Source organism: Acinetobacter sp. YH01004 (assembly GCF_013420455.1).
GTDB lineage: Bacteria > Pseudomonadota > Gammaproteobacteria > Pseudomonadales > Moraxellaceae > Acinetobacter > Acinetobacter towneri.
In genome coordinates, this window is record NZ_VOXZ01000009.1 from 51,399 (window position 1) to 64,512 (window position 13,114).

The window sequence follows — 13,114 nt, forward strand, 5'->3', positions numbered from 1 at the left end:
ATTAATAACGTGATGCTTTAGGCATCAATGAGTCTATAATTTAATATGGATCTAATTTAGTGTGTATCTAGCTTTTGGAAACCTTTTACCAAGGTATCCAATTCTTTAAGCTGTGCCAAGAACGGCTCAAGTTGTGATAGACGCAATGCACATGGGCCATCACACTTTGCCTGCTCTGGTTCAGGATGTGCTTCTAGGAATAAACCTGCCAAGCCAGTTGCCATACCTGCACGTGCCAAGGTGGTAATTTGTGCACGACGACCACCTGCCGAATCTGCACGACCACCCGGAGTTTGCAAAGCATGGGTTACATCAAAGAACACAGGTACATTCATTTCTTTCATGATGTCAAAGCCCAGCATATCGACAACCAAGTTGTTGTAACCAAATGCTGAACCACGCTCACAAAGAATCAATTTGTCATTCCCTGCTTCTAAACACTTATGCAAAATATGACGCATTTCGTGCGGCGCAAGGAATTGTGCTTTTTTGATGTTGATAATGGCTTGAGTTTTTGCCATCGCTTCAACCAAATCGGTTTGGCGACTTAAAAACGCAGGAAGCTGAATAATATCTGCCACTTCTGCCACAGGCGCAGCCTGATACGGCTCATGCACATCGGTAATAATTGGCACATTAAAATGCTTTTTAATGTCAGCCAGCCATTCAATACCTTTTTCTAAACCGGGACCACGAAATGAGTTCAGGCTAGAACGGTTGGCTTTGTCAAAACTGGCTTTGAATACATACGGGATATTTAAGCGTGTGCAAATATCCACATAAGTTTCAGCAATTTCAAATGCAAGGTCTTTAGACTCAAGTACATTCATGCCGCCAAACAATACAAATGGCAAATGATTCGCCATTTGTATATCACCCAAACGTACAATTTCTTGTGGTTTTAATTGTGACATTTCAACTTCCTAGTTTATCCCTAAAGCCATCTTATTTGGTTTTTTGATGCTGTTGTTTTGCCGCACCGATAAAGCCAGCAAACAATGGATGTCCATCACGTGGCGAGCTGGTAAATTCTGGGTGGAATTGTACCGCAATAAACCAAGGATGTTGCGGAATTTCAACAGTTTCAACCAAGTGCTGAATTGGTGAATAACCCGAAATTTTAAGACCTGCTTCTTCAAGCACAGGAATATAACGGTTATTCATTTCATAGCGATGGCGATGGCGCTCTACAATTTCTGCAGAACCATACACTTCACGAGTTTTGGTACCTTCAACCAATTCAGATTTTTGTGCACCTAAACGCATAGTGCCGCCCAAGTCAGAATCGACAGAACGCTGTTGAACTTCGCCGCGCTCATCTAACCATTCAGTAATCAAACCAATAAGTGGCGACTTAGTCGAACGGTTAAACTCTGTTGAACTTGCATCGGCAATACCTGCCACATTACGTGCATATTCAATAACAGCCAATTGCATACCCAAACAGATTCCCAAGAATGGGACACCGTTTTCACGTGCATATTTGATGGCTTGCATTTTACCTTCGGTACCGCGCTCACCAAAGCCGCCCGGAACTAAAATTGCATCGGCATCTTTAAGTACAGTATTAACGTCTTGGCTTTCAAGGTCTTCTGCATTGACATAGTCAATTTCAACTTTGACGCGGTTTTGAATACCCGCATGCAATAATGCTTCGTTTACAGATTTATAGGCATCTGGCAGTTCAACATATTTACCCACCATCGCCACACGAACGCTGTATTCAGGGTTCAATAATGCATCAACTACGTTATCCCAATCAGATAAATCTGCTTCTGGAAGATCATTGAAGCCAAAACGCTCACAAATTAAATCATCAACGTCTTGTTCATAGAATGTACGCGGAATTTGGTAGATGGTTTTGGCATCTTTACATACCACAACCGCACGTGCTTCTACGTTGGTAAATAACGCAATTTTACGGGTAGTGTCAGCATCAACATCATGTTCAGTACGGCAGATGAGAATATCTGGCTGAATACCGATAGATAACAATTCTTTAACTGAGTGTTGAGTTGGCTTGGTTTTTAACTCTGCCGCAGATTTGATATATGGCAATAAAGTTAAGTGCATGAGCATAGTACGCTTATGCCCTAATTCCACCATCAATTGACGTACAGATTCCATGAATGGGAGAGATTCAATGTCGCCTACTGTACCGCCAATTTCTACGATTGCGACATCGTAGCCTTCGCCAGCGCGAAGTACACGTTCTTTAATATTATCGGTAATGTGTGGAATCACCTGAACAGTACCGCCCAAGTAATCACCACGGCGCTCTTTGTTTAGAACGTCTTGATACACGCGACCAGATGTAAAGTTATTTAACTTGGTCATTTTCGCACGACGCAAGAAACGTTCGTAATAACCCAAATCTAAGTCAGTTTCGGCACCATCCTCTGTGACAAAAACTTCACCATGTTGGAAAGGACTCATTGTCCCTGGATCGACATTAATGTATGGATCCATTTTGACCATGGTTACTTTTAAACCACGGGCTTCTAAAAGTGCAGCAACTGAAGCAGCTGAAATACCTTTACCTAGTGATGAAACTACACCACCAGTCACGAAAATAAAATGGGTCATTGGGTTTCTCGTACAATCGAGCCTAAATCGGCCTGCAATGTTGCGCAATTTTACTTTACTCTGCACCAATAAAGCAAAGTCATTCCGCATCAATTCATAGAACAATAAACAATTGGTTATTCTATCAGCATTTCCTATAAAAAATTAGAACTTCTTGAGAGGATTTTCATCTGTCATTTTATTGCTATAATACGTCCGTCTATCCGATCTTTTATTTTGTGCAATTATGAATAAGAAACTTTTAATTTGTGGTGCAATTGCAACGGCGTTGTTATTAACTGCATGTGTAAAAAAAGAACAGCCAAAGCAAGATGAGCAAGAACAAGTAGAGGTTCAAACTGAACAAACTACTGAAACTGCTCAATTTGAACCACTAGAACCTGTTGAAAACATTCAAGATGCTGAACCAGAAGCGCCTGCACAGGTAGAAGTGGAGCGCACTGAAACAGTGAACACCACAACTGAAATCCGTCGTGAAACACCTGCACAACCTGCTGCTGCACCTGCGCCTGCGCCGAAAGCGGCAGCTCCTGTAGCAGAAGATAAACCAACTCAAGCACGTCCAAGCAATAACACAGGTGCTCAATCTGAAGATGATGCTGTTGCCGCTGCGATTGCTGCTGCAACCCCAGCACTTGAGAACTAAGTGCTCACTTAAAACTAAGCTTTAAGTTAAAGTCAGTTTTAAGGTGTAAGTTCTTATCTTAGATTTGAATTGACGTTAAAAAACCCAGTCATTGTGTACTGGGTTTTTTATTCATTTGGATGAGTCTTCGCTGAGATAACTCGTGAATACATTTGCAATACAGCTACCTATTTCTATATAGGTTTGTGCGCTTCACTTTAACTTGCCTGCAGCAACTGCGATTGCACTTTAAAATAATTAGAAATTAAACGCGATGCCCAAGATTTAGTAAAACCGACACCTTCATAAAAACCACAATGACTGCCTTTACGGGTCGTCACTACCATAATATTTGGCATTTTCCGTATGGTTTCTTTATAAGGGTCAAAGTTTTTGATGTGGCACACTGGGTCATCTTCTGCATTTAAAACCATAAGCGGAATTTTGACATTCTCAAACACATAAATTGGGTTAATGGCTTGTGTGTAGCTGTCATAATCTTCAAAACCCGCCAATTCAAAATACGCCTTTTCAAACTCTGCCAATGTAGTCGCACTTAACACTTGCGATAAAGATTTTACGTTTTGCCAAATGTCCTGATGGGGCTGAATAAAAAACTGGAATAATTTTTTGGTCATCACTTTACTGTAAAAAGGATGCACATGCTGAAAGCCTAGTTCAGTGTTATATCCTGGGCACAGTGCAAACGCGGCTTTAATTGGGGTTTGCTCGCCTTCTTCGCCCAAATAGCGCACCAATAATCCTGTCCCTGCGGAAGAACCAACAGCATATAATTCAGATTGTGGAAATTGTTGCTGAATAAACACTATTTGTTCACGCAAATCATGCGTCGAACCAAACAGATTCATTTGTGGTACAGGCATAGGTAAATTGCCATGCCCACGACGTAAACATAAGGCAATACGCCACTGTGTCTGCTGATGTAAATCGCGCACCAACTCACGCATACTTTCCAAAGAACCTGTAATGGTATGCATTAAAACAATTGTGGGAGTATCTGCAGGTAAGTCATAACCCACCCAAGCAACTGCGGTGATACCGCCATCTTGCATAGTGAGTTGATCAACCCGATCATACTGCTGACGAATGGTTTTCTTTTTAATTAAATCAAAATATAAAAGATGCGCATGTGTATTGGACAGCCACGGTGTTGGACGGTATTTTTCTTTGAGCTGTGGTAAATAATCCAATACCCGACGGATTTCTCCATGTGGATGATAATACAACGTCGGTAAATCTGCGCCTGTGACCTGATCTAAAACCGCTTGTGTAATTTTCGCTATTTTTTGTAATGTAGACATCATTTTACTCCCAAGCAATACATGCACTTTCAAGCATGCCAACCCGAAACCGATTTCTATAAAACAACTTCATTGCCATACACACGCGGTATTTTATTTTTCGGTTGGCATAAAGGCAGCCATACGTTGTCCCATTTGCACAGCCAATGCCTCTAAACCACTTTTCGGGCGAATCATCACTTCAAAGTCCACAATTTGTCCTTGTGTATTGAATTGAATCATATCAATTCCTTTAAGTTTTTTATCTCCCACATTGGCGGAAAATTCAAGTACAACATTGCAACCATCTTCAGTATAAAACTCACGGTGATAAGTAAAGTTTTCAAAGACCTGAATTACATTGGTCAAAATAAAAAATACCACTTGTTTACCCGCATAAGGTTGGTACGCTACAGGTGAACGAAACACCACATCATCTGCCAGCAATTCACTCAAAATAGACATATCATGGTTTTGCAGCATTGTATGCCAACGCTGTACCGCTAATTTTGTTGTTTCCAAAGTCATGTTAAGTTCCTTTTTTTTGTTTTGATATTTCATTTCTATGCAGAGTCCCTGAGTGAGACTGAAGCACTGCTGCACTGGGCAGAAGCGATTATTAACTCTCTCCCCAGCCCCCTCCCAAAGGAGAGGGAGAAGGAATTACATTAAATTTTCGCTGCCAATTCAGCACCCTGACGAATTGCACGTTTGGCATCTAACTCGCCTGCTTCTTTCGCCCCACCAATTAAATGCACATTTTTGCCTGCTGCCTGTAATTGCTCATACATGGCGGTGTAAGACTCTTGCCCTGCACAAATCACCACATGATCAACTTCGAGCACTGTACTTTGACCATTGACGGTGATGTGCAAGCCTTGATCATCAATCAGGTCATAACTTGCCCCTGCAATCATTTTAACGTCACGGTTTTTTAAACCTGTACGATGAATCCAGCCTGTTGTTTTACCCAAGCCAGCACCCACGGATGATGCTTTACGTTGCAATAAATAAATTTCACGTGGCGATTCTTCAACTTTTGCTGCTTTTAAACCACCGACATGCGCATAATTGGTATCAATTCCCCATTCATCGTAGAATTTTTCAGGATTTAGACTACCACTTTCACCTTCATGGCTTAAATATTCTGCAGTATCAAAACCAATACCACCAGCGCCAATAATCGCAACACGTTGACCTACAGGCTTACGCTCTTTTAATACCTCAATATAGCTCAGCACTTTAGGGTGATTAATACCTGCGATATCCAATTGACGCGGGGTTACACCTGTTGCCACAACCACATCATCGAAGTCAGCATTGAGCAATTGTTCAAAACTAGCCGTATGATTCAATACCAATTTAATATTCGGTTGCAGCTCAATTTGGCGTTTGAAATAGCGCAAAGTTTCGTAAAACTCTTCTTTACCAGGAATGGTTTTAGCAATATTAAACTGCCCACCAATTTGATTCGATGCTTCAAAAATCGTCACCTGATGCCCACGTTCTGCAGCATAGGTTGCAAAGCTCAAACCTGCAGGCCCTGCACCAATCACCGCAATTTTTTTAGTCTGTGTTGCTTCTTTAAAAATGAGTTCTGTTTCATGGCAAGCACGTGGATTGACCAAACATGAAGCAATCTTCATTGAGAAAATATGGTCTAAACAAGCTTGGTTACAACCAATACATGTGTTGATTTCATCACTGCGACCTTGCTCTGCTTTTTGCACAAAGAAAGCATCTGCCAACATTGGACGTGCCATCGATACCATATCGGCATGTCCTGCAGCCAAAACATGCTCAGCCATTTCAGGGGTGTTAATACGGTTTGAAGTGATCAGTGGCACTTTAACCAAACCTTTTAATTTCTCTGTCACCCATGTAAAAGCTGCGCGAGGGACTTTGGTAGCAATGGTTGGGATACGTGCTTCATGCCAGCCAATCCCTGTATTGATAATGGTTGCACCTGCTTTTTCAATCGCTTGTGCCAATTGCACCACTTCTTCAAAACTCGAACCGCCTTCGACTAAATCCAACATCGACAAGCGGTAAATAATAATAAAGTTTTCACCCACTTCTGCACGGGTACGTTTAACAATTTCAATTGGGAAACGAATACGGTTTTCATAACTGCCGCCCCATTCATCATCACGATGGTTGGTACGCGCAACAATAAACTCATTAATTAAATAGCCTTCCGAACCCATGATTTCGACACCATCATAGCCTGCGTATTGTGCCAATTTGGCACAATTCACAAAGTCGGCAATGGTTTGCTGTACTTCTGCCGATGTTAGTGCATGTGGTTTACTTGGGTTAATCGGTGCCTGAATTGCTGACGGTGCGACAATATCGGGCTGATAGGAATAACGTCCCGTATGTAAAATCTGTAAAGCAATTTTGCCGCCTGTATCATGCACAGCCTGAGTCACCACTTTATGTTTTTCTGCTTCTTGACGAGTATCAAGTTTATTGCCGCCCGCAAAGGTTAAGCCTGCATCATTCGGTGAAATACCACCTGTTACAATCAGCCCAACGCCACCTTTGGCACGCTCTGCATAAAAAGCCGCCATACGTTCGTATCCACCCGGTGCTTCTTCTAGTCCAACGTGCATTGAACCCATTAAGACCCGATTTTTTAAAGTGGTAAAGCCTAAATCTAAAGGCGCAAGTAAATGTGGATAGTCAGACATAGAATCTCCCTGCTGGCAAAAATGCTGGCTGTTTTATGCTTAATGCAACTTGTTGCATACTTTTATATTCTAGATTTAATTTTTATGCAACATGTTGCATAATTAAAGCTGAAAAAAATAAAGTTGCTCTGTTTATGTCGCTCGCTCACGTTTTATTGACCAGTTTAATTGAAAAACCCAGTAACGGTATTGAATTGGCACGCCGTTTTGACCGCTCTATGGGGTTTTTCTGGAATGCGACCCATCAACAAATTTATCGCGAACTAAATACAATGCTGAAAAAAGGTTGGATTTCAACCTTAGAAGATGAAGATTCTAGCAGTCGTAGCAAAACCTATCAGGTAGAAGCTTTGGGGCGGCATGAACTGGCAAACTGGATGGTCGAGCAAAGCCCGCCTGCACAATTACGCGAAGAACTTATGGTACGTTTACGTGCCGAAGCCCAACTTGGCGGCAACAGCGTCTTACCCGAACTAGAACGACATTTGCTGCTTCACAAAGCCAAGTTGCACACCTATCAACAGATTTTTGCCAAAGACTTTAGCCAAGCACCTGCGAACAACCGTACCCTGTATATTCATAAAATGATTTTGCAGCTAGGGATAGATCAGGAAATTGGCTGGATTGAATGGCTAGAAAATGTGATTCCTGAACTGAAAAAGTTTGATGCCGAAGCCTCATCTTAAAAGTATATTTTTAAGTAATAGCAACCACATCAATGTGAAATCAGGGTTGCTCACCATACAGAAATGATCAGGCTATGCTATAAAGAATAACGCATCTTTAATTACAACCATGCAAGGAAATGCTGATGCCTTTTTACCGCATGCCCGATGGCGAAGCTCTATTTGTACGTGAATTTGGTCAAGGTGAGCCTGTGGTTGTGCTTTCAGGTTTAGGCATGCACAGTTGGCAATGGTTGCCATTTCTGTATCAACATAAAAAGCAGTATCGTTTTATTATTCCAGACTGGCGTGGTTTTGGGGGTTCAAACCTGTGTGCCGTTCCAGAACTGGATGCTATTTCGAGCCATTGGCAAGATTTAAACAGTCTGCTTCAACAACAGAACCTGCAACAATTTAAACTGATTGGCTATTCCATGGGTGCAACCACTGCCATGCATGGCATGCAATATGGACAATTGGCTGCGCATTTAAGCAGTTATTTACAAATTGACCAAGCACCAAAAATTGGGGTAGATGAAAACTGGCCTTATGGCTTATTTGGCAATCAACATCAACAATTTAAACAGTTATTGATTCATCTGTCCGAGTTTTTACATGATCACGCGCAATATACTGATATTCAACAAATGGATGTGTTGCAGCGTAAAAACTTAGTCGAACTTTGGCTAGAATTTATAGAATTACAAGCCAGCAATAAAATCAGTCCGTTTTTATTTAAACTGGCCGTCAAACGTCCTGTTTTACAACGCTATATTTTACCTACACAGCGTTTAGATTATTTACGGTGGTATATCGACAATTATTTACACCATCAGGAAGATTATCGTGAGGCTTTAACTCAACTGGGTTGTCCGACAGTCTTTTTTACAGGCGCACAATCGACCTTGTATGCGGCAGAAGGACAACGTCAAGTGGTAGAAGCTATGCCGAATGCGAAACAAGTCATATTTCACCAATCTGGGCATACCCCTTTACTGACCGAACCGTTGAAATTTAATCAGGAAATTAGCCAATTTTTAAAACTAAACAGCTAAAGTAAAACGGTGGAAAATGTGGTTTGCAATATTTTCCACCGTAGCATCATTAGACCTAGATTTAGTTTAGATCTAGATTTAATTGGCAAAAGCCGCGATACCCGTTTGCGCACGACCTAAAATTAGCGCATGCACATCGTGCGTCCCTTCATAGGTATTCACGACTTCCAAATTGACCAAATGCCGCGCCACGCCATATTCATCACTGATACCATTCCCACCAAGCATATCGCGCGCCATACGAGCAATTTCTAAGGCCTTGCCACAGTTGTTGCGTTTAATCAGCGAAGTACCTTCGAGTGAAGCAATACCCTCATCTTTCATACGACCAAAACGTAAAGCAATTTGTAAACCCAGCGCGATTTCGGTTTGCATATCGGCAAGTTTCTTTTGAATGAGCTGATTGGTCGCCAAAGGACGTCCGAACTGAATCCGATCCATCGTATATTGATGCGCAGTATGCCAACAAAACTCAGCCGCACCCATAGCACCCCAAGCAATGCCATAACGTGCACTATTTAAACAAGTGAACGGCCCTTTTAAACCACGCACTTCAGGTAACATATTTTCTTCAGGCACAAAAACATTGTCCATGACAATTTCACCTGTGATTGAAGCGCGTAAACCAACCTTGCCTTGAATGATTGGTGCAGAAAGTCCATCCCAACCTTTTTCTAAAATAAAACCGCGAATATCACCCACTTGCCCATCTGCTGAAACTTCTTTTGCCCACACCACAAATACATCGGCAATTGGACTATTGGTAATCCACATTTTCGCACCGTGTAAACGATAACCGCCTGCAACTTTATGTGCTCTGCTGTTCATACTGCCAGGGTCGGAGCCAAAATCAGGTTCAGTCAGACCAAAACATCCGATCCATTCACCCGAAGCGAGTTTGGGTAAATATTTTTGTTTTTGTGCTTCACTGCCAAACTCATAAATTGGCACCATCACCAATGAACTTTGCACACTTGCCATTGAACGATAACCTGAATCGACCCGTTCAATTTCACGTGAAATTAGCCCATAACTCACATAATTTAAACCTGCACCGCCATATTGTTCAGGTATGGTTGAGCCTAACAAACCAAGCTCACCCATTTCACGGAAGATGCTGCGATCTACCGTTTCATGTCTAAACTGATCACGTACCCGCGGCAGTAATTTTTCCTGACAATAAGCATAGGCACTATCACGAATCATACGTTCGGTTTCAGTCAATTGCTGTTCAAGCAAAAAAGGATCTTTCCAATCAAATTTCACTTTTTCACTGTGAGTTGCAGGCGTGTGATTTGGCGATGGATTGTGTTGTGACATGGCATCCTCTGCACATTATTATAGGTTCTGGTTCATCAATATTTGATTTTGCAGCGTCATACTACTTTACTTTATGTTCTATCATTAAAATGAAATAACAAGCAATAAAAAGTGAACTTTGATTCAATTATTCAGCAAAGTTATAGACAGCACTAAACTTTCACATATTTAGATACTTAAAATTCTGAAAAAATGAGCTGTAGATTTGTGTTTCTATTTTCGGCACTTATACTCAAATCTAACCATCCATCAAGAGAATAAAACATGCGTAAATTAGTGGTTTTTTCGGGTGCAGGTATGAGCGCAGAAAGTGGAATCAACACCTTTAGAGATGGTGATGGCTTATGGGAAAAACATCGCGTGGAGGATGTCGCAAGTCCTGAAGCATGGGCAAGGAATCCTGAATTAGTCCAACGCTTTTATAATGAACGTCGTAAAAACATTCTTAATGCGCAGCCTAACTTGGCGCATCGCTTAATTGCTGAACTTGAAGATGATTTTGATGTACAAGTGATCACCCAAAATATTGATGATTTGCATGAACGTGCAGGCAGTTCAGAAGTTTTGCATTTACACGGCAATATTCGTTTAGCCAAAAGCTCAGGGCCTCATGCACAATACACGACAGAATTTTTTCCAATTGAAGGTGACTCGCTGAACTTGCAACAGGATCTTTGCCCACAAGGCTATCCTTTACGTCCGCATGTGGTCTGGTTTGGCGAAGCAGTTCCTGCCTATGAAGAAGCACTGGATTTGATTCAAGATGCCGATATTTTTATTGTGATTGGTACAAGTTTGGTGGTGTACCCTGTTGCTGGATTAGTACACGAAATTCCTGCAAATTGTCAGGCTTATTATATTGACCCAAAAGCCATGCAAGCCCAACTTCCTGCTCAATTTCAACGGATTTCCAAAACTGCCACTGAGGGCATGCAGCAATTGTTCGATCAATTACATCAAGTTTAAAGTAATTACAGTATCTAAATTTTTCCACTTGTAAGATGTCATCAACATGCTTAGGCTATTTTGACATCTTGCAGCATTGCATCATTTTCATAATAGTTTTAGGTATCTCTTTAAAACTTTGTTACCATCGCTCTTTCTCTGTGTTTGTGATGTTTACTGCATATGACCTCATCTTATCAGCAACAACTTGATGCAAAAGTTGCCCGTATTTCTGCCCAATTTGCCGAATATAACCCGCCTGCCTTGCAAGTATTTGCCTCACCAGAACACAACTACCGTATGCGGGCAGAGTTCCGAATTTGGCATATTGAAGATGATCTGTTTTATGCCATGTTTGAACGCAGTGAAGATAAGCAGAAAAAAGTTATTCGTGTAGATGAGTTTCCGATTGCAGACCGCAGCATTAACTTATTAATGCCAAAGCTGTTAGCCGCCCTGAAAGCCGATCCCGTATTATCGGCTCGTTTATTTGAAGTGCATTTTTTAGCGACTTTAAGTGGCGAAATGTTGGTTTCACTGCTTTATCACCGCAAACTTGAATCTGATTGGGAGCCTGCAGCCCAAGCTTTGAGCAAAGCATTAAACATTAAACTGATTGGACGCAGCCGTGGGCAAAAATTCGTGCTATCCGATGAGTATGTAGTTGAACAATTACAGGTTTTTGAGCGCACTTATACCTATAAGCAAATTGAAAGCAGCTTTACCCAGCCAAACGCGCAAGTTTGCCAAAAAATGCTGGAATGGGCATGTACGGTTGCCGAATATTCTGAGCAAGATTTATTAGAACTTTATTGTGGTAATGGTAACTTTACCCTGCCGCTATCGACTCGTTTCCGTCGTGTACTTGCCACAGAACTGGCTAAATCTTCGGTATATGCAGCGCAGTGGAATATTGAACAAAACCAGATTGAGAATATTCAAGTGGCACGCTTATCGGCTGAAGAGTTTACTCAAGCCTATAACGGTGAGCGTGAATTCCGCCGCTTGCAAGAAGCGAACATTGATCTTGCAAGTTATGATTTTGATACGGTCTTTGTCGATCCGCCACGCGCAGGAATTGACGATGACACCTTAAAACTCCTACAGCGTTTTAAGCGTATTATTTATATTTCGTGCAACCCAGACACATTGCATGACAATTTAAAAACCTTGTGTCAAAGCCATAAAGTGACGCAATTTGCACTGTTTGATCAATTCCCATACACCCATCATGTTGAGTCGGGTGTTTTACTGGAAAAGATTTAAACAATTTGTTGCATTATTCTTCAATATTTACAAGTTCTGCTTTTTAGCACTTGTAAATATTATGATGTAAATGAATCAGTTAAAGCATTACAAGCCCTTTAGCTGTCATAATTTCGTTAAAAAAATGCAATATCATCGAAAATTCTGCAACTCGATTGCTGCTTTTATCACTTAGGTCGACTTGATTTATTTTTTATATTGGCTATATTTCGATCTATGTTAGGTTGTGAATGAAGGCTCTATGAGTTTTTGGCAAAAGTTGTTCTCTACAGAACAGCAAAACGAGCATAAAAATCAAATTGCTTGTGTTGAAAATGATTGCTCTTGCAAGACAAATGAACAACTTCTCGAAGCTTTAACCAAAGCCACAGATGAAGATGTCATTATCGGGATTAAGAAGGTTCTCGCTTCGCGAGGTTATAGCCGCAAAGAGTTGAATGAACTCCAGCATCTACCATTCCAGTAATGGAATATGATAAAAAAGGCATTTAGTTGAACTAAGTGCCTTTTTTAATGGCTGCATATATATTAGAACGATAAATTTTATAAATCGCGACACGTGCTTGAACTTGCACAAAAACGCTAATCTTTTCAAACGCAGTCAATCATATCTTCATAATCATGCGCTAATATTTCTACACATAATCATTACACCAAT

Annotated in this window: 12 protein-coding genes; 6 read left to right on the forward strand and 6 right to left on the reverse strand. The window is 41.1% G+C overall.

Annotated features, from left to right (window positions below):
* Positions 1-56: 56 nt before the first annotated feature.
* Both kdsA and FTT71_RS07955 read right to left on the reverse strand, forming a co-directional pair.
* Positions 57-914: a 3-deoxy-8-phosphooctulonate synthase gene (gene kdsA / locus FTT71_RS07950; RefSeq protein ID WP_004973345.1), complete on the reverse strand. Its 858-nt coding sequence runs from the start codon at positions 912-914 to the stop codon at positions 57-59.
* A gap of 31 nt (positions 915-945) precedes the next feature.
* Positions 946-2,586, reverse strand: a complete 1,641-nt coding sequence (locus FTT71_RS07955; protein WP_004973343.1) for a CTP synthase — start codon at positions 2,584-2,586, stop codon at positions 946-948.
* A gap of 226 nt (positions 2,587-2,812) precedes the next feature.
* On the opposite strand from FTT71_RS07955, the gene FTT71_RS07960 reads away from it, so the two are divergent.
* Complete coding sequence (locus tag FTT71_RS07960; protein WP_096900861.1) at positions 2,813-3,232, forward strand: internalin; 420 nt, start codon at positions 2,813-2,815, stop codon at positions 3,230-3,232.
* Between the two features lie 197 nt (positions 3,233-3,429).
* Here FTT71_RS07960 and FTT71_RS07965 read toward each other — a convergent pair whose 3' ends face one another.
* The 3 genes from FTT71_RS07965 to FTT71_RS07975 all read right to left on the reverse strand — a co-directional run bounded on the left by FTT71_RS07965 (position 3,430) and on the right by FTT71_RS07975 (position 7,205).
* Positions 3,430-4,536 carry a YheT family hydrolase gene (locus FTT71_RS07965; protein ID WP_026438425.1) on the reverse strand — a complete coding sequence of 369 codons (1,107 nt, stop codon included), beginning with the start codon at positions 4,534-4,536 and terminating at the stop codon, positions 3,430-3,432.
* A 90-nt stretch (positions 4,537-4,626) separates the two neighbouring features.
* Entirely contained in the window at positions 4,627-5,040 is a 414-nt protein-coding gene (locus tag FTT71_RS07970) for a nuclear transport factor 2 family protein (RefSeq protein WP_004973337.1), read from the reverse strand.
* A 140-nt stretch (positions 5,041-5,180) separates the two neighbouring features.
* Positions 5,181-7,205, reverse strand: coding sequence for an NADPH-dependent 2,4-dienoyl-CoA reductase (locus tag FTT71_RS07975; RefSeq protein WP_180160850.1), 2,025 nt, complete (start codon positions 7,203-7,205; stop codon positions 5,181-5,183).
* Positions 7,206-7,339: 134 nt separating this feature from the next.
* Here FTT71_RS07975 and FTT71_RS07980 point away from each other — a divergent pair, with 134 nt between their 5' ends.
* Both FTT71_RS07980 and FTT71_RS07985 read left to right on the forward strand, forming a co-directional pair.
* Positions 7,340-7,891: a PadR family transcriptional regulator gene (locus FTT71_RS07980; RefSeq protein ID WP_004973333.1), complete on the forward strand. Its 552-nt coding sequence runs from the start codon at positions 7,340-7,342 to the stop codon at positions 7,889-7,891.
* A gap of 125 nt (positions 7,892-8,016) precedes the next feature.
* The gene (locus tag FTT71_RS07985; protein WP_096900864.1) at positions 8,017-8,925 is read left to right on the forward strand and encodes an alpha/beta fold hydrolase; all 909 of its coding nucleotides are present in this window, start codon (positions 8,017-8,019) and stop codon (positions 8,923-8,925) included.
* Between the two features lie 78 nt (positions 8,926-9,003).
* On the opposite strand, the gene FTT71_RS07990 is transcribed toward FTT71_RS07985, so the two are convergent.
* Complete coding sequence (locus FTT71_RS07990) at positions 9,004-10,245, reverse strand: acyl-CoA dehydrogenase (protein WP_096900865.1); 1,242 nt, start codon at positions 10,243-10,245, stop codon at positions 9,004-9,006.
* Between the two features lie 264 nt (positions 10,246-10,509).
* Between FTT71_RS07990 and FTT71_RS07995 the strand changes: the two genes are divergently transcribed.
* From FTT71_RS07995 to FTT71_RS08005, 3 genes are all read left to right on the forward strand, one after another.
* Positions 10,510-11,211, forward strand: a complete 702-nt coding sequence (locus FTT71_RS07995) for an NAD-dependent deacylase (RefSeq protein ID WP_004973326.1) — start codon at positions 10,510-10,512, stop codon at positions 11,209-11,211.
* 162 nt (positions 11,212-11,373) lie between these two features.
* Positions 11,374-12,456, forward strand: a complete 1,083-nt coding sequence (gene trmA / locus FTT71_RS08000; RefSeq protein ID WP_154320708.1) for a tRNA (uridine(54)-C5)-methyltransferase TrmA — start codon at positions 11,374-11,376, stop codon at positions 12,454-12,456.
* A 241-nt stretch (positions 12,457-12,697) separates the two neighbouring features.
* A complete protein-coding gene (locus FTT71_RS08005) occupies positions 12,698-12,922 on the forward strand; it encodes a hypothetical protein (protein WP_004973321.1) in 225 nt (74 codons plus the stop codon).
* Positions 12,923-13,114: the final 192 nt, after the last annotated feature.